Below are 16,524 nucleotides of genomic sequence, written 5' to 3' on the forward strand. Positions count from 1 at the left end.
ATAAGTGTAAACAAAATATAAATGCAAATAATTTTTGCACCTACATCACAAAGGAGGATTACAAATGATTCCGTACAAACATGAACCATTTACAGATTTCTCTAAAGAAGAGAACAACATAGCGTATTTAGAGGCTTTGAAAAAGGTGGAAGGATATCTTGGGGAAGAATATCCGTTAATCATCGGTGGAGAACGTATTACAACTTATGATCAAATCGTTTCATATAATCCAGCAAATAAAGAAGAAGTCATCGGCGCAGTTTCAAAGGCTAACAAAGAATTAGCTGAAAAAGCAATGCAAGTAGCAGATGAAGCTTTTCATACATGGAAGAAAGTAAAACCTGAAATCCGTGCAGATGTTTTATTCAAAGCAGCCGCGATTATTCGTCGCCGTAAGCATGAGATTTCAGCTCTATTAACAAAAGAAGCAGGTAAGCCTTGGAATGAGGCAGATGCAGATACAGCAGAAGCAATTGACTTCTTAGAATATTATGGTCGACAAATGTTACGACTAAAAGACGGTCAACCAGTTGAAAGTCGACCGGGTGAATTCAACCGTTATGATTATATTCCATTAGGGGTAGGAGTAATCATTTCGCCTTGGAATTTCCCATTTGCAATAATGGCAGGTACAACAGTGGCTGCCGTAGTAACAGGGAACACAGTACTATTAAAACCAGCTTCTACGACTCCAGTAGTTGCTTCCAAATTCGTAGAAATTCTTGAAGAAGCAGGATTACCTGCAGGTGTTGTTAACTACATTCCAGGATCAGGGGCAGAAGTAGGAGATTATTTAGTAGATCATCCGAAAACACGCTTCATTAGCTTCACTGGTTCTCGTGATGTGGGCTTACGTATTAACGAACGTGCTTCGAAATTAAACGAAGGTCAAATTTGGATAAAACGTGTAATTGCTGAAATGGGCGGTAAAGATACTATCGTAGTTGATAAAGAAGCAGATTTAGAACTGGCTGCACAATCAATCGTAAAATCAGCATTTGGCTTTAGTGGTCAAAAATGTTCAGCATGCTCAAGAGCAGTAATCGTAGAAGATGTATACGACGAAGTGTTAGCTCGTGTTGAAGAATTGACAAAAGAATTGTCAGTTGGAGATCCAACAGATTTATCAAACTTTACTGGACCAGTAATCGATGCTGCTGCATTCAAAAAAATTACTGGTTACATTGAAATTGGTAAAGAAGAAGGTCGTATTGTTGCTGGAGGCACAGCAGATGACTCAAAAGGCTTCTTCGTCAATCCAACAGTAATCGCTGATGTGACACCAGAAGCGCGTGTGATGAAGGAAGAAATCTTTGGACCAGTAGTAGCTATTGCAAAAGCAAAAGACTTCGATGAAGCATTAGCGATTGCCAATAATACTGAATATGGCTTAACAGGTGCAGTCATTACAAAGAATCGTATGCATCAAGAAAAAGCACGTGAAGATTTCCATGTAGGGAATTTATACTTTAACCGTGGTTGTACAGGAGCAATCGTAGGCTACCAACCATTCGGAGGCTTCAATATGTCTGGAACAGATTCTAAAGCAGGCGGACCGGATTACTTACAATTGCATATGCAAGCAAAAACAACTTCAGAGACACTTTAATCAATCTGTACCGAATTGATTTAGATAAAAAGATAAAAAAGGCAGACTATATTACAAATGTCTGCCTTATTTAAAGAGGGCATTGGCTGTTAGAAAGCCTGCATTTACATTTTAGGGGGAAAAATAATGACAAAGACGCATGAGATTATTAAGCAAACAGAAACATTTGGTGCACCAAACTATTTGCCACTGCCAATCGTTATTTCAGAAGCAGAAGGCGTATGGGTGAAGGATCCAGAAGGAAATAAATTTATGGATATGTTGTCAGCTTATTCAGCCGTAAACCAAGGACATCGCCATCCTAAAATTATTCAAGCTTTAAAAGATCAAGCTGACCGCGTGACATTAACATCTCGTGCTTTCCATAGTGATCAACTTGGGCCATGGTATGAGTTAGTTTGTGAAGTAACAGGAAAAGAAATGGCATTGCCAATGAATACAGGTGCAGAAGCGGTAGAGACTGCATTTAAAGCAGCAAGACGTTGGGCTTATGATGTAAAAGGAGTAGCAGAAGGTCAAGCAGAAATCATCGCATGCAATGGGAACTTCCATGGCCGTACAATGACGGCAGTATCTCTTTCTTCAGAAGCAGAGTATAAAAGAGGTTTTGGACCAATGCTTCCTGGTATTAAATTAGTAGATTACGGTGATTTAGAAGCTTTAAAGGCTGCTATTACTCCAAATACTGCTGCATTTTTAGTTGAACCGATACAAGGCGAAGCGGGAATTGTTATTCCGCCAGCAGGTTACTTAAAAGCTGCGCGTGAGTTGTGTCGTGAAAATAACGTATTATTTATTGCAGATGAAATTCAAGCTGGCCTAGCGCGTACAGGGAAAATGTTCGCATGTGAGTGGGAAGATGTAAATCCTGATATGTACATTTTAGGTAAAGCGCTAGGTGGTGGAGTTTTCCCGATTTCATGTGTTGTCGCAAGTAAAGAGATTTTAGGTGTCTACAACCCAGGCTCACACGGCTCTACTTTTGGTGGTAATCCAATTGCTTGTGCTGTTTCGATTGCAGCATTAAACGTATTAAAAGAAGAAAAGCTTGCTGATCGTTCTTTAGAGTTAGGAAATTATTTCATGGATGAGCTGAAAAAAATTGATAATGATGCGATAAAAGAAGTAAGAGGTCGCGGTTTATTCATTGGAATGGAGTTAAATGAATTAGCACGTCCTTACTGTGAGAAGTTGATGACACTAGGTTTATTATGCAAAGAGACACATGATACAGTGATTCGTTTTGCACCACCTTTAATTATTTCCAAAGAAGAATTAGATTGGGCAATTGAAAAAATTAAAAAAGTCTTTACAAAATAAGCTGAAATATATCCCACAAACACTTGAACTGTGTTACAATGTTTGCGTTATACAGTATAAAAAACATTATGAATAAAGAGGCGAGAAAATCAAATGGCAGAAAATCTTAACCTGTTTACATCAACACAGGCGGTTATTCACGAAGCTCTTCACAAGCTAGGCTATGATGAAGGAATGTATGAACTTTTAAAAGAACCATTACGCATGTTAGAAGTACGTATACCTATTAAAATGGATGATGGTAAAGTGAAGGTATTCACAGGCTATCGTGCACAACATAACGATGCAGTAGGTCCTACAAAAGGTGGAGTGCGCTTCCATCCACAAGTTTCTGAAGATGAAGTTAAAGCGCTTTCAATGTGGATGACTTTAAAAGCAGGTATTGTTGATTTACCTTATGGCGGTGGTAAAGGTGGTATCATCTGTGACCCACGTCAAATGTCTATGGGGGAAATTGAAAGACTAAGCCGTGGCTATGTTCGTGCTATTAGTCAATTCGTTGGACCGACAAAAGATATTCCTGCTCCAGACGTTTTCACAAACTCACAAATCATGGCATGGATGATGGATGAATACAGTCGTATTGATGAATTCAACTCTCCAGGTTTCATCACAGGTAAACCTATTGTTTTAGGTGGTTCACAAGGTCGTGACCGCGCAACTGCACAAGGTGTTACAATTGTGATTGAAGAAGCAGCTAAACGTCGTAACATTGACATTAAAGGTGCACGTGTTGTTATCCAAGGTTTTGGTAACGCAGGTAGTTTCCTAGCTAAATTCATGAGTGATTTAGGTGCTAAAGTTATTGGTATTTCTGATGCTCACGGAGCTTTGCATGACCCTGAAGGTCTGGATATTGATTATTTATTAGATCGTCGTGACAGTTTTGGTACTGTTACAACTCTTTTTGAAAATACAATCTCAAATAAAGAACTACTTGAACTAGATTGTGATATTCTAGTCCCTGCTGCGATTGAAAATCAAATCACTTCGGACAATGCACATAATATACGTGCAAGTATTGTAGTAGAAGCAGCAAATGGCCCGACAACATCGGAAGCAACTAAAATTTTAAATGACCGTGGCATTTTACTTGTACCAGACGTACTTGCAAGTGCTGGCGGTGTTACAGTTTCTTACTTTGAATGGGTTCAAAACAACCAAGGCTATTACTGGTCAGAAGAAGAAGTGAATGAAAAACTTCTTAAAAAAATGGTTGAGGCATTTGATAATGTCTATACAGTTGCAACAACACGTGGTATCGATATGCGTTTAGCAGCTTATATGGTAGGTGTACGTAAAACAGCTGAGGCTTCTCGTTTCAGAGGTTGGGTATAATAGTTGACTTAAGAAGTAAACCCCAAGAGCATGTAAATGTTCTTGGGGTTTTTTTGTGTATATTAATCATCACATAGTACGAACAACTTGAGGTTCAGAACGCTCTATTTCTTCTGATGGTCTGAAGATTAATCCTAAATTCACAAGTCCAGCAATTCCAACGATAGTATAGACGATTCTAGAGACAACGCTTGCTTGTCCTCCAAAAAGACTTGCGACAACATCAAATTGAAATAAGCCAAGTACACCCCAATTTAAAGCACCGATAATAGTGAAGAATAAGGCCGTTCTTTGTAAAACGCTCATCATTACACCTCCTCCTACAGCTAGAGTGTGTTGTGATGTTGAAAATCATACGAGTTTTTATTTAATAAAGTAAATGCTCTTACTAGGTAATTCTAGACAATTTAATTGACCGCCATAAACTGCGCCTCCATCAATTCCGATAATATTATTTTGACCAAAATAAACATTATGATTATTTTCATTTTGATGTAAATTAGAGGTCGGTGTATGTCCAAATACTATTGTTTTATTGCCAGTGTATCCGTTATGAAATTCTTCGCGAATCCAAATAAGTGTTTCTTTTTCCGTTTCATTTACAGGGATATTAGGATCAATACCTGCATGTACAAATATATAATCTTCATCTTCTATATAAGTATGTAAATTTTTTATGAATGCCAAATGCTCATCAAGCTTGGCAGATTGTAATTGTGGAACAATGAAATGTTCACCTTCACTGATCCCTTGCACCTCTTCTTCAGAAAAGCCATAACTAAGTAAGGTTTCTTTCCCACCACATCGTTCTGTCCAATGCTTCCATGCGTATTCTGTTTGTTCTGTAAATGCTTTTTCCATTAAACTTTCGTGATTACCAATTAAAACAATCGCACCATTTCGTTGTAATTTCATGACTAAATCTAATACACCAGCAGAATCAGGCCCTCGATCAATATAGTCGCCAAGTAAAACTAATCGATCTTCATCTGGCGAATAATTTGCAAGCGTTAAAAGGTCTTGAAACTTCTTAAGTTCGCCGTGTATATCGCTAATTAGAATTGTTTTTTGCATTTTTAACACTCTTTTCGATGGATTAAGTATAAAGGGAAGCAAAGGGAAGTATGTTATTGACGTGCAAGTAACAATACGTCCCAATCTTTTCGTTTACTTCAGTATATCAGGGTGATCATCAATGTGATTCCAATTTGTAATACCATCATCTTCATCAAAGGCAATTGTCACTTTTGAAACTTTGCTTTGAGATAATAAAATCTTCATCAAATGATCACGAATATCATCCACCTCAGCAAAAGTGAGAGTAGGGTCAATCTCAGCAAGACATTCTACGTGTAAAAACTCGCCTTCCTTTACAACTTCTAACTTTTGTATATCTCGAACATTTTTATCATCCCATAGTAAATGAGCGATGTGATTTAACATTTCTTCATCCGTTTCACCAATAACTCCACGTGCATTTTCTAAGAATACAACGCCGACAACGTAGAACATCATAAGACCAATTAGAATTGACGCAATACCTTCTACTTGTAAGAATCCAGTGAAATGTGCGAATACTACAGCTACAAAAGCTAAAATGCCACCTAATGTTGCAACTAAATCTTCCATAAAGACAAGTTTTGTTGCAGGTTTCGCTCTTTTTAAATTGGAAAAGGCTTTCGGCAGGGTTGAAAAAATTGTAGCTGTCTCATTGGAATCATGAAGGATTTCCTTTGCAGCCTTCATTAATACAATACCTTCTAATACAATCCCGATTGCCAAAACGCTTAAACTGATCCACATCCCATTTGAAGTAGTTGGATGTGTAATTTGATGCCAACCTTCTTTTATCGTTTCGTAAGATAATATTCCTACTATAATTACGGCTCCTAAACACACTAAGTTAACAACGCGACCAAAGCCTGTTGGGAATTGTCGAGTGGGTGCTTTTTTAGATAAAGCAGAGCCGATAAATACAAAGAATTGGTTGGCAGAGTCACCTAATGAATGCATCATTTCTGCGAACATTGCAACGTTTCCGGTAAAGAAGAAAGCGACTCCTTTTAAAACACCTAAAAACAAATTGACTATTGCCGCTAATAGCGAAGGTTTATTTCCTTTCTTTAATAAACTCCAAATATTCCCCATAAAATGCCTCCTCTAAGACAGGATTTCTATTTCTATTTCTTCTATATAAGGTTGTTCGCGAATGCTGTTATATAATGAAATAGTATCTTTTTTTGGAAGAGATGAAAAACGTAAATCAACTTCATGCTTAAATTCATTATTCTCTAGACGAATATCTTTAATACGCATATTATCTACATCCATATCATTCTTCTGTAAAAATAGTAATATATCATTGATATCTTGTATATTTTTTACTCTTATTTTCAATGATACTTCACGCATACGAAGACGCTTTGGTCCAAACTTCATAAAAATAGGAGCAAGGATTTCTACGCCAATCATAATAATAACTACTGCAATAATGGCTTGCCCATAAAATCCGGCTCCAACAGCGATACCAATTCCTGCTGCTCCCCAAATCATAGCTGCAGTTGTTAAGCCACTAATATTGTCATTACCTCTACGTAAAATGACTCCAGCACCCAAAAAACCAATTCCACTAACTATTTGTGCGGCTAAGCGGAGTGGATCCATTGTGACATTTATGCCTGGTACAGGTTTAGCGTTATAAACAGATTCCATTGAAATGATTGTTAGTAAACAACTAAATGTAGCAATTACTAAGCTCGTTTTAAGTCCAACGGGTTTCCTTTTCAACTCTCTTTCAATCCCTATCACTAAACTTAAAGTTGCAGCAACAATCAACTTGATAAACATTTCATGAGTTAAATTATTCTCCAATAAAAAATCCATTTAAGAATCCTCCTCTAATTTAGTTTTTATATACCGTAGCAATCACTCGTATTAAAATGCGGCACATCTAGTATTCGTATTGTACACTATGTAGGTGGAGAAATTTACTTTTTATAGGAGTGGGCTAATTGGAAAAACCTATTATTCATCCGTACATCCCGATCATCATAGGTGTCATTTCTGTTTCTGCCTCTGCTATTTTAGTTAAGCTTGTAGCTGATGCAGATTCTGGTGTCATAGCATTTTATCGAATGCTTTTCTCTATTTTATTAATGTCTCCATTATTCTTTATGAAATATACGCATGAAATACGCCAATTAAAAAGAAGAGATTGGCTATATTCAATTATTGCGGGTATTTTTTTAGCGTTTCATTTTATTCTATGGTTTGAATCATTACGTTACACCTCGGTAGCAAGTTCGACAGTTCTTGTTGCTTTACAACCTATCTTTGCTTTTGCCGGAACGTATTTCTTCTTTAAAGAAAAAACTTCTTTAAAAACGCTGTCATCTGGTTTTATTGCAATAATGGGTTGCGTATTAATTGGTTGGGGGGATTTAAAGGTAAGTGGTTCAGCTTTTTTTGGTGATATGCTTGCGCTTGTTGCTTGTGTGTTAGTGACCGGGTATTTATTATTCGGACAAGATATCCGACAAAGATTATCTTTAATGACCTATACAATGATTGTCTATTCGGCTAGTACGATTACTTTATTCATCTATGTTCTTATAAAAGGGGGATCATTTGGTCCGTATCCGGCAATTGATTGGTTTTGGTTTGTATTATTAGCTGTGGTACCTAATTTGTTAGGACATAATCTTTTCAATTGGTCCTTAAAATGGGTGAGCATAAATGGACTTTCAATAGCGATTCTATTTGAACCAATCGGAGCGGCAATCTTAGCCTACATTATATTTGATGAAAAACTAATGGTTACTCAAGTAATAGGAGGAGTGATTGTAATAGCTGGTATTATGCTGTTTGTAATTGATGAAAAAAAGGTAATAAAGTTATTTCGAAAAAACTATTGATTTTTAAAATAAGATGTTGTATAGTAATAAATGTCGTTAAGACGTGCTACAAAATATGAATACAACATCTCAAAAAACTTTTTCAAAAAAGTAATTGACAAAGAAAACAGATGATGATAAGATATTGAAGTCGCCTAAGAAACGACGACAAAATGAACCTTGAAAACTGAACATGCAAGACGTTAATCAATAAATGTTTTTGGACATCAACTCTGTTGGTGGATCAAAACAAAAATAGATATCATCTTCGGATGATACGCTAGCAAAGCTAATGAGCTTTCAAACTACTTTTATGGAGAGTTTGATCCTGGCTCAGGACGAACGCTGGCGGCGTGCCTAATACATGCAAGTCGAGCGAATGATGAAGAAGCTTGCTTCTTCTGATTTAGCGGCGGACGGGTGAGTAACACGTGGGCAACCTACCTAGTAGATTGGGATAACTCCGGGAAACCGGGGCTAATACCGAATAATCCATTTTGTCACATGGCAAAATGCTGAAAGGCGGTTTCGGCTGTCACTACTAGATGGGCCCGCGGTGCATTAGCTAGTTGGTGGGGTAACGGCCTACCAAGGCAACGATGCATAGCCGACCTGAGAGGGTGATCGGCCACATTGGGACTGAGACACGGCCCAAACTCCTACGGGAGGCAGCAGTAGGGAATCTTCCACAATGGACGAAAGTCTGATGGAGCAACGCCGCGTGAGTGATGAAGGTTTTCGGATCGTAAAACTCTGTTGTAAGGGAAGAACAAGTACGTTAGTAACTGAACGTACCTTGACGGTACCTTATTAGAAAGCCACGGCTAACTACGTGCCAGCAGCCGCGGTAATACGTAGGTGGCAAGCGTTGTCCGGATTTATTGGGCGTAAAGCGCGCGCAGGTGGTTTCTTAAGTCTGATGTGAAAGCCCACGGCTCAACCGTGGAGGGTCATTGGAAACTGGGAGACTTGAGTGCAGAAGAGGAAAGTGGAATTCCAAGTGTAGCGGTGAAATGCGTAGAGATTTGGAGGAACACCAGTGGCGAAGGCGACTTTCTGGTCTGTAACTGACACTGAGGCGCGAAAGCGTGGGGAGCAAACAGGATTAGATACCCTGGTAGTCCACGCCGTAAACGATGAGTGCTAAGTGTTAGGGGGTTTCCGCCCCTTAGTGCTGCAGCTAACGCATTAAGCACTCCGCCTGGGGAGTACGGCCGCAAGGTTGAAACTCAAAGGAATTGACGGGGGCCCGCACAAGCGGTGGAGCATGTGGTTTAATTCGAAGCAACGCGAAGAACCTTACCAGGTCTTGACATCCCAATGACCGCTCTAGAGATAGAGTTTTCCCTTCGGGGACATTGGTGACAGGTGGTGCATGGTTGTCGTCAGCTCGTGTCGTGAGATGTTGGGTTAAGTCCCGCAACGAGCGCAACCCTTGATCTTAGTTGCCATCATTTAGTTGGGCACTCTAAGGTGACTGCCGGTGACAAACCGGAGGAAGGTGGGGATGACGTCAAATCATCATGCCCCTTATGACCTGGGCTACACACGTGCTACAATGGACGATACAAAGAGTCGCTAACTCGCGAGGGTATGCTAATCTCATAAAATCGTTCTCAGTTCGGATTGTAGGCTGCAACTCGCCTACATGAAGCCGGAATCGCTAGTAATCGTGGATCAGCATGCCACGGTGAATACGTTCCCGGGCCTTGTACACACCGCCCGTCACACCACGAGAGTTTGTAACACCCGAAGTCGGTGAGGTAACCTTTATGGAGCCAGCCGCCGAAGGTGGGATAGATGATTGGGGTGAAGTCGTAACAAGGTAGCCGTATCGGAAGGTGCGGCTGGATCACCTCCTTTCTAAGGATAATTACGGAAACAGATCTTGGATCTGTCGATTAACGTCTTGCGTTCAGTTTTGAAGGCTCATTGTAAAATGATCTTCAAAACCTTGTTCTTTGAAAACTGGATAAAACGACATTGAAGCAAATTAAGTAACACATTTTTTATTATTAAGTTTTTTAGGCTTAATAACTAACTTTTAGGTTAAGTTATTAAGGGCGCATGGCGGATGCCTTGGCACTAGGAGCCGAAGAAGGACGGCACTAACACCGATATGCTTCGGGGAGCTGTAAGTGAGCTTTGATCCGGAGATTTCCGAATGGGGGAACCCACTGTTCGTAATGGAGCAGTATCTTGACGTGAATACATAGCGTCTTGATGGCAGACCCAGGGAACTGAAACATCTAAGTACCTGGAGGAAGAGAAAGAAAAATCGATTCCCTGAGTAGCGGCGAGCGAAACGGGAATAGCCCAAACCAAGAGGCTTGCCTCTTGGGGTTGTAGGACACTCTATATGGAGTTACAAAGGAATGAGTTAAACGAAGCGGTCTGGAAAGGCCCGCCAGAGCAGGTAACAGCCCTGTAGTTGAAAGTTCATTCTCTCTTGAGTGTATCCTGAGTACGGCGGAACACGTGAAATTCCGTCGGAATCTGGGAGGACCATCTCCCAAGGCTAAATACTACCTAGTGACCGATAGTGAACCAGTACCGTGAGGGAAAGGTGAAAAGCACCCCGGAAGGGGAGTGAAATAGATCCTGAAACCATGTGCCTACAAGTAGTTAGAGCCCGTTAATGGGTGATAGCGTGCCTTTTGTAGAATGAACCGGCGAGTTACGATTACATGCGAGGTTAAGTTTTAGAAGACGGAGCCGTAGCGAAAGCGAGTCTGAATAGGGCGAATGAGTATGTGGTTGTAGACCCGAAACCAGGTGATCTACCCATGTCCAGGGTGAAGGTAAGGTAACACTTACTGGAGGCCCGAACCCACGTACGTTGAAAAGTGCGGGGATGAGGTGTGGGTAGCGGAGAAATTCCAATCGAACCTGGAGATAGCTGGTTCTCTCCGAAATAGCTTTAGGGCTAGCCTCGTGATAGAGAATCCTGGAGGTAGAGCACTGTTTGAACTAGGGGTCCATCCCGGATTACCGAATTCAGACAAACTCCGAATGCCAGTGATTTATGCACGGGAGTCAGACTGCGAGTGATAAGATCCGTAGTCAAAAGGGAAACAGCCCAGACCACCAGCTAAGGTCCCAAAGTAATTGTTAAGTGGAAAAGGATGTGACGTTGCTTAGACAACCAGGATGTTGGCTCAGAAGCAGCCATCATTTAAAGAGTGCGTAATAGCTCACTGGTCGAGTGACGCTGCGCCGAAAATGTATCGGGGCTAAACAATTCACCGAAGCTGTGGATGGACATCTTAGATGTCCGTGGTAGGAGAGCGTTCTAAGTGCTGTGAAGTCAGACCGGAAGGACTGGTGGAGCGCTTAGAAGTGAGAATGCCGGTATGAGTAGCGAAAGACGGGTGAGAATCCCGTCCACCGAATGACTAAGGTTTCCTGAGGAAGGCTCGTCCGCTCAGGGTTAGTCGGGACCTAAGCCGAGGCCGATAGGCGTAGGCGATGGACAACAGGTTGATATTCCTGTACCACCTATTTACCATTTGAGCAATGGGGGGACGCAGTAGGATAGGGTAAGCATGCTGTTGGTTATGCATGTTCAAGCAGTGAGGCGTGAAATGAGGCAAATCCCATTTCTATAACGTTGAGCTGTGATGACGAGGACGTATGTCCGGAGTTCCTGATTTCACACTGCCAAGAAAAGCCTCTAGCGAGGTAAAAGGTGCCCGTACCGCAAACCGACACAGGTAGTCGAGGAGAGAATCCTAAGGTGTGCGAGAGAACTCTCGTTAAGGAACTCGGCAAAATGACCCCGTAACTTCGGGAGAAGGGGTGCTCTAGTAGGGTGAAAGCCCGAGAGAGCCGCAGTGAATAGGCCCAGGCGACTGTTTAGCAAAAACACAGGTCTCTGCAAAACCGTAAGGTGACGTATAGGGGCTGACGCCTGCCCGGTGCTGGAAGGTTAAGAGGAGTGCTTAGCGCAAGCGAAGGTGCGAATTGAAGCCCCAGTAAACGGCGGCCGTAACTATAACGGTCCTAAGGTAGCGAAATTCCTTGTCGGGTAAGTTCCGACCCGCACGAAAGGCGTAACGATCTGGGCACTGTCTCAACGAGAGACTCGGTGAAATTATAGTACCTGTGAAGATGCAGGTTACCCGCGACAGGACGGAAAGACCCCGTGGAGCTTTACTGTAGCCTGATATTGAATTTTGATACAGCTTGTACAGGATAGGTAGGAGCCAGAGATTCCGGAGCGCTAGCTTCGGAGGAGGCGTTGGTGGGATACTACCCTAGCTGTATTGAACTTCTAACCCATGCCCCTTAGCGGGGTAGGAGACAGTGTCAGGCGGGCAGTTTGACTGGGGCGGTCGCCTCCTAAAGAGTAACGGAGGCGCCCAAAGGTTCCCTCAGAATGGTTGGAAATCATTCGTAGAGTGTAAAGGCATAAGGGAGCTTGACTGCGAGACCTACAAGTCGAGCAGGGTCGAAAGACGGGCTTAGTGATCCGGTGGTTCCGCATGGAAGGGCCATCGCTCAACGGATAAAAGCTACCCCGGGGATAACAGGCTTATCTCCCCCAAGAGTCCACATCGACGGGGAGGTTTGGCACCTCGATGTCGGCTCATCGCATCCTGGGGCTGTAGTCGGTCCCAAGGGTTGGGCTGTTCGCCCATTAAAGCGGTACGCGAGCTGGGTTCAGAACGTCGTGAGACAGTTCGGTCCCTATCCGTCGTGGGCGTAGGAAATTTGAGAGGAGCTGTCCTTAGTACGAGAGGACCGGGATGGACACACCGCTGGTGTACCAGTTGTTCTGCCAAGGGCATCGCTGGGTAGCTATGTGTGGACGGGATAAGTGCTGAAAGCATCTAAGCATGAAGCCCCCCTCAAGATGAGATTTCCCATTACGCAAGTAAGTAAGATCCCTCAAAGACGATGAGGTAGATAGGTTCGAGGTGGAAGTGTGGCGACATACGGAGCTGACGAATACTAATAGATCGAGGACTTAACCAAATTTACTTAACAAACTTCAATGTAATTTATCCAGTTTTGAGAGAACAAGAAAAAAACTTTTCTAAAATAGCAAAAAAACACTTGCTAATCTTTAAAAAAGATGATATAATAATTCTTGTCCTTAAGAAAATAGTCTAGTGACGATGGCAAAGAGGTCACACCCGTTCCCATGCCGAACACGGAAGTTAAGCTCTTTAGCGCCGATGGTAGTTGGGGGTTTCCCCCTGTGAGAGTAGGACGTTGCTAGGCGGACAATATGGAGGATTAGCTCAGCTGGGAGAGCACCTGCCTTACAAGCAGGGGGTCGGCGGTTCGATCCCGTCATCCTCCACCATTTTTAATAAATCATGCCGGTGTAGCTCAGTTGGTAGAGCAACTGACTTGTAATCAGTAGGTCGAGGGTTCGACTCCTTTCGCCGGCACCATTCATTTCATATGAGCCATTAGCTCAGTTGGTAGAGCATCTGACTTTTAATCAGAGGGTCGTAGGTTCGAATCCTACATGGCTCACCATTTTTCAAGAAAATTATATGCGGGTGTGGCGGAACTGGCAGACGCACTAGACTTAGGATCTAGCGCCGCAAGGCGTGGGGGTTCGACTCCCTTCACCCGCACCATAATATTTAAGTTTATCAGCATATTGCGGAAGTAGTTCAGTGGTAGAACACCACCTTGCCAAGGTGGGGGTCGCGAGTTCGAACCTCGTCTTCCGCTCCAAAATATGCCGGGGTGGCGGAACTGGCAGACGCACAGGACTTAAAATCCTGCGGTAGGTGACTACCGTACCGGTTCGATTCCGGTCCTCGGCACCATCTTTTAACATAATGCACGTGATATAAATGCGCCCGTAGCTCAATTGGATAGAGCGTCTGACTACGGATCAGAAGGTTGTGGATTCGACTTCTGCCGGGCGCGCCATTAACGGGAAGTAGCTCAGCTTGGTAGAGCACTTGGTTTGGGACCAAGGGGTCGCAGGTTCGAATCCTGTCTTCCCGACCATTAATACTTTAACCCTATGGGGCCTTAGCTCAGCTGGGAGAGCGCCTGCCTTGCACGCAGGAGGTCAGCGGTTCGATCCCGCTAGGCTCCACCAATTTATTATTACAATCAATAAATTAAATATCATCATGGCGGCGTAGCTCAGCTGGCTAGAGCGTACGGTTCATACCCGTGAGGTCGGGGGTTCGATCCCCTCTGCCGCCATACTAACCAAACTAAAGGACCTTTAGCTCAGTTGGTTAGAGCAGACGGCTCATAACCGTCCGGTCGCAGGTTCGAGTCCTGCAAGGTCCACCATCTACACAACATCATATTTTTTTGGAGGAATACCCAAGTCTGGCTGAAGGGATCGGTCTTGAAAACCGACAGGCGGGTCATACCGCGCGGGGGTTCGAATCCCTCTTCCTCCTCCATTTTTAAAAATTAATTTCATAATATCATTATCGCGGGGTGGAGCAGTTCGGTAGCTCGTCGGGCTCATAACCCGAAGGTCACAGGTTCAAATCCTGTCCCCGCAACCAAATGGTCCGGTAGTTCAGTTGGTTAGAATGCCTGCCTGTCACGCAGGAGGTCGCGGGTTCGAGTCCCGTCCGGACCGCCATTTTTTAAAAAAATATTTCATTAATCATCATGGGTCAGTAGCTCAGTTGGTAGAGCATTAGATTGAAGCTCTAAGTGTCGGCGGTTCGATTCCGTCCTGACCCACCATGATGCGGGTGTAGTTTAGTGGTAAAACCACAGCCTTCCAAGCTGTTGTCGAGAGTTCGATTCTCTTCACCCGCTCCAATTTTATGGGCCTATAGCTCAGCTGGTTAGAGCGCACGCCTGATAAGCGTGAGGTCGATGGTTCGAGTCCATTTAGGCCCACCATTAAAATTATTCCGAAGTAGCTCAGTGGTAGAGCATCCGGCTGTTAACCGGACGGTCGTAGGTTCGAGTCCTACCTTCGGAGCCATATATGGGGAAGTACTCAAGTGGCTGAAGAGGCGCCCCTGCTAAGGGTGTAGGTCGCGTAAGCGGCGCGAGGGTTCAAATCCCTCCTTCTCCGCCATATAGGCCCCTTGGTCAAGCGGTTAAGACACCGCCCTTTCACGGCGGTAACACGGGTTCGAATCCCGTAGGGGTCATACTTTGAAAAACCTTTAGAATCATATTTGATTCTAAAGGTTTTTTTGTGTTTAGAAGTAAGATTAATAGGCGTTAGTTATATATTATTTAACATCTTTCAGCAGAAGTCTCCCACCTCTATAGGTGGTGAGATGAATGCGGATTTAAGCTGCTTTTCAGCGGGTGTCCAAACACCCGCTGAAAGAAGTTAAAGCCTCCGGCGGATGTCATGGAATCGGAAAGGAGTTCTTTGTGCAAGCACAGCCGATTCCGGACGCAATTATGCCGAGGCATAATTGATTGAGCAATTTAAGAATGAAATAATGCAATTGTTGTAAACTACGAAAAAGAAAATAGCAGTAAATTTACAATTGGATAAAATGAAAAATTTCATAAATATATGAAGAGAAAATCTAAGTAATCGCTGTTTGCTGATACTTAGATTTTTTTATTTAGTAACTGTTGACCTTAACGTTACGTCAAACTATATAGTAAAGATATGGGGGGAATTGAGATGGAAATGACGATTCAAAAACTTGCTCAGCTTTCTGGAGTGAGTACTAGAACTTTGCGTTATTATGATGATATTGGATTGTTAAAGCCTGCTCGTATAAATTCTTCAGGCTATCGTATATATGGTCAAGAAGAGATTGATTTGTTACAGCAGATTTTATTTTATCGTGAATTAGGTTTTAAATTAGAAGTAATAAAAGAGATGGTAACTGCCAAGGACTTTGACTATAAGAACGCTTTAATGGAGCATTACAAAGCATTAATGGAGAAGCGCCAACAATTGGATGTCATGATTACAACAGTAACTAAAACGATCAGTGCAATGAATGGAGGAATTCAAATGTCAAATGAAGAAAAATTTGAAGGTTTAAAGGAAAAGATGATTATAGATAATGAAAAACAATATGGCCAAGAGATACGGCGAAATTATGGAGATACTACAGTTGATGCTTCAAATAAAAAAGTGAAGCATATGACGGAACAGCAATATGAAGAAGTGCAAGCATTAGAGCAAGAAGTGATGAATTTACTAAAACAAGCAATGCAAACTGGTCGACCTGATAGTAATGTAGCTCAGCGTGCTGCCGAGACACATAAGCGATGGTTAATGTATTATTGGCCAAAGTATAGTAAAGAGGCACATGCAGGACTTGCAGAAATGTATATAGCAGATGAACGATTTACGAGCTATTATGACAAAGAGCAAACAGGAACAGCGCAACTCTTAAGAGATGCTATATTAATATATACTCAAAATGAATAATTAGG

At 42.4% G+C, this 16,524-nt stretch carries 9 protein-coding genes, 20 tRNA genes and 3 rRNA genes; 28 read left to right on the plus strand and 4 right to left on the minus strand.

Translation table 11 applies throughout. The features are described from left to right. Positions 1–64 precede the first annotated feature (64 nt). The 3 genes from pruA (at position 65) to ACZLO7_RS05305 (ending at position 4,267) form a co-directional block, all read left to right on the plus strand. Complete coding sequence (pruA, locus tag ACZLO7_RS05295; protein ID WP_464938455.1) at positions 65–1,609, plus strand: L-glutamate gamma-semialdehyde dehydrogenase; 1,545 nt, start codon at positions 65–67, stop codon at positions 1,607–1,609. Positions 1,610–1,735: 126 nt separating this feature from the next. Beyond that, entirely contained in the window at positions 1,736–2,929 is a 1,194-nt protein-coding gene (locus ACZLO7_RS05300; RefSeq protein ID WP_464938456.1) for an ornithine--oxo-acid transaminase, read from the plus strand. Positions 2,930–3,022: 93 nt separating this feature from the next. Next, positions 3,023–4,267: a Glu/Leu/Phe/Val family dehydrogenase gene (locus ACZLO7_RS05305; RefSeq protein WP_464938457.1), complete on the plus strand. Its 1,245-nt coding sequence runs from the start codon at positions 3,023–3,025 to the stop codon at positions 4,265–4,267. A 69-nt stretch (positions 4,268–4,336) separates the two neighbouring features. Here the strand turns inward: ACZLO7_RS05305 and ACZLO7_RS05310 are convergent, their stop codons facing one another. The 4 genes from ACZLO7_RS05310 to ACZLO7_RS05325 all read right to left on the minus strand — a co-directional run bounded on the left by ACZLO7_RS05310 (position 4,337) and on the right by ACZLO7_RS05325 (position 7,150). Further along, positions 4,337–4,573 carry a DUF378 domain-containing protein gene (locus ACZLO7_RS05310; protein WP_464938464.1) on the minus strand — a complete coding sequence of 79 codons (237 nt, stop codon included), beginning with the start codon at positions 4,571–4,573 and terminating at the stop codon, positions 4,337–4,339. Between the two features lie 57 nt (positions 4,574–4,630). After that, the gene (locus ACZLO7_RS05315; RefSeq protein ID WP_464938458.1) at positions 4,631–5,341 is read right to left on the minus strand and encodes a metallophosphoesterase family protein; all 711 of its coding nucleotides are present in this window, start codon (positions 5,339–5,341) and stop codon (positions 4,631–4,633) included. A 93-nt stretch (positions 5,342–5,434) separates the two neighbouring features. After that, positions 5,435–6,415 (minus strand): cation diffusion facilitator family transporter, encoded by a 981-nt coding sequence (locus ACZLO7_RS05320; protein ID WP_464938459.1) that lies wholly within the window; start codon positions 6,413–6,415, stop codon positions 5,435–5,437. A gap of 12 nt (positions 6,416–6,427) precedes the next feature. Next, positions 6,428–7,150, minus strand: a complete 723-nt coding sequence (locus tag ACZLO7_RS05325; RefSeq protein WP_464938460.1) for an MgtC/SapB family protein — start codon at positions 7,148–7,150, stop codon at positions 6,428–6,430. Between the two features lie 128 nt (positions 7,151–7,278). On the opposite strand from ACZLO7_RS05325, the gene ACZLO7_RS05330 reads away from it, so the two are divergent. The 25 genes from ACZLO7_RS05330 (at position 7,279) to ACZLO7_RS05450 (ending at position 16,519) form a co-directional block, all read left to right on the plus strand. Next, positions 7,279–8,181 carry a DMT family transporter gene (locus ACZLO7_RS05330; protein ID WP_464938461.1) on the plus strand — a complete coding sequence of 301 codons (903 nt, stop codon included), beginning with the start codon at positions 7,279–7,281 and terminating at the stop codon, positions 8,179–8,181. A 289-nt stretch (positions 8,182–8,470) separates the two neighbouring features. Next, positions 8,471–10,023 (plus strand): 16S ribosomal RNA (locus ACZLO7_RS05335). 184 nt (positions 10,024–10,207) lie between these two features. Further along, positions 10,208–13,137, plus strand: a 23S ribosomal RNA gene (locus ACZLO7_RS05340). Between the two features lie 133 nt (positions 13,138–13,270). After that, positions 13,271–13,386: ribosomal RNA gene (gene rrf, locus ACZLO7_RS05345) — 5S ribosomal RNA — on the plus strand. Together the 16S, 23S and 5S rRNA genes with 20 tRNA genes alongside form the textbook arrangement of a ribosomal RNA operon. A gap of 9 nt (positions 13,387–13,395) precedes the next feature. Continuing rightward, positions 13,396–13,471 (plus strand) — tRNA-Val (locus tag ACZLO7_RS05350). A gap of 15 nt (positions 13,472–13,486) precedes the next feature. Then, positions 13,487–13,562, plus strand: a tRNA-Thr gene (locus ACZLO7_RS05355). 12 nt (positions 13,563–13,574) lie between these two features. Then, positions 13,575–13,650: transfer RNA gene (locus tag ACZLO7_RS05360), tRNA-Lys, on the plus strand. Positions 13,651–13,669: 19 nt separating this feature from the next. Then, positions 13,670–13,754 (plus strand) — tRNA-Leu (locus ACZLO7_RS05365). Positions 13,755–13,779: 25 nt separating this feature from the next. Continuing rightward, positions 13,780–13,854: transfer RNA gene (locus tag ACZLO7_RS05370), tRNA-Gly, on the plus strand. A 6-nt stretch (positions 13,855–13,860) separates the two neighbouring features. Further along, positions 13,861–13,949 (plus strand) — tRNA-Leu (locus ACZLO7_RS05375). Between the two features lie 29 nt (positions 13,950–13,978). Beyond that, positions 13,979–14,055 (plus strand) — tRNA-Arg (locus tag ACZLO7_RS05380). A 4-nt stretch (positions 14,056–14,059) separates the two neighbouring features. Then, positions 14,060–14,136 (plus strand) — tRNA-Pro (locus ACZLO7_RS05385). Positions 14,137–14,154: 18 nt separating this feature from the next. Next, positions 14,155–14,230 (plus strand) — tRNA-Ala (locus tag ACZLO7_RS05390). Positions 14,231–14,266: 36 nt separating this feature from the next. After that, positions 14,267–14,340: transfer RNA gene (locus tag ACZLO7_RS05395), tRNA-Met, on the plus strand. A 16-nt stretch (positions 14,341–14,356) separates the two neighbouring features. Then, positions 14,357–14,433: transfer RNA gene (locus tag ACZLO7_RS05400), tRNA-Ile, on the plus strand. Between the two features lie 23 nt (positions 14,434–14,456). Beyond that, positions 14,457–14,549: transfer RNA gene (locus tag ACZLO7_RS05405), tRNA-Ser, on the plus strand. Positions 14,550–14,580: 31 nt separating this feature from the next. Continuing rightward, positions 14,581–14,657 (plus strand) — tRNA-Met (locus ACZLO7_RS05410). A 3-nt stretch (positions 14,658–14,660) separates the two neighbouring features. Then, positions 14,661–14,737, plus strand: a tRNA-Asp gene (locus tag ACZLO7_RS05415). Between the two features lie 31 nt (positions 14,738–14,768). Further along, a tRNA-Phe gene (locus tag ACZLO7_RS05420) sits at positions 14,769–14,844 on the plus strand. Between the two features lie 4 nt (positions 14,845–14,848). After that, positions 14,849–14,922, plus strand: a tRNA-Gly gene (locus ACZLO7_RS05425). A 7-nt stretch (positions 14,923–14,929) separates the two neighbouring features. Then, positions 14,930–15,006 (plus strand) — tRNA-Ile (locus ACZLO7_RS05430). Between the two features lie 10 nt (positions 15,007–15,016). Next, positions 15,017–15,091, plus strand: a tRNA-Asn gene (locus tag ACZLO7_RS05435). Positions 15,092–15,096: 5 nt separating this feature from the next. Next, positions 15,097–15,187, plus strand: a tRNA-Ser gene (locus ACZLO7_RS05440). A gap of 4 nt (positions 15,188–15,191) precedes the next feature. Then, a tRNA-Glu gene (locus ACZLO7_RS05445) sits at positions 15,192–15,263 on the plus strand. Between the two features lie 494 nt (positions 15,264–15,757). After that, entirely contained in the window at positions 15,758–16,519 is a 762-nt protein-coding gene (locus tag ACZLO7_RS05450) for a MerR family transcriptional regulator (RefSeq protein ID WP_464940872.1), read from the plus strand. Positions 16,520–16,524 lie beyond the last annotated feature (5 nt).

Source organism: Viridibacillus sp. d25.2, from assembly GCF_055456015.2.

Coding starts and splice junctions, on each gene's coding strand:
- ACZLO7_RS05325 (WP_464938460.1), bottom strand. CDS start 7,150: ATGGATTTTTTATTGGAGAATAATTTAACTCATGAAATGTTTATCAAG.
- ACZLO7_RS05450 (WP_464940872.1), top strand. CDS start 15,758: ATGGAAATGACGATTCAAAAACTTGCTCAGCTTTCTGGAGTGAGTACT.
- ACZLO7_RS05310 (WP_464938464.1), bottom strand. CDS start 4,573: ATGAGCGTTTTACAAAGAACGGCCTTATTCTTCACTATTATCGGTGCT.
- pruA (WP_464938455.1), top strand. CDS start 65: ATGATTCCGTACAAACATGAACCATTTACAGATTTCTCTAAAGAAGAG.
- ACZLO7_RS05300 (WP_464938456.1), top strand. CDS start 1,736: ATGACAAAGACGCATGAGATTATTAAGCAAACAGAAACATTTGGTGCA.
- ACZLO7_RS05315 (WP_464938458.1), bottom strand. CDS start 5,341: ATGCAAAAAACAATTCTAATTAGCGATATACACGGCGAACTTAAGAAG.
- ACZLO7_RS05305 (WP_464938457.1), top strand. CDS start 3,023: ATGGCAGAAAATCTTAACCTGTTTACATCAACACAGGCGGTTATTCAC.
- ACZLO7_RS05320 (WP_464938459.1), bottom strand. CDS start 6,415: ATGGGGAATATTTGGAGTTTATTAAAGAAAGGAAATAAACCTTCGCTA.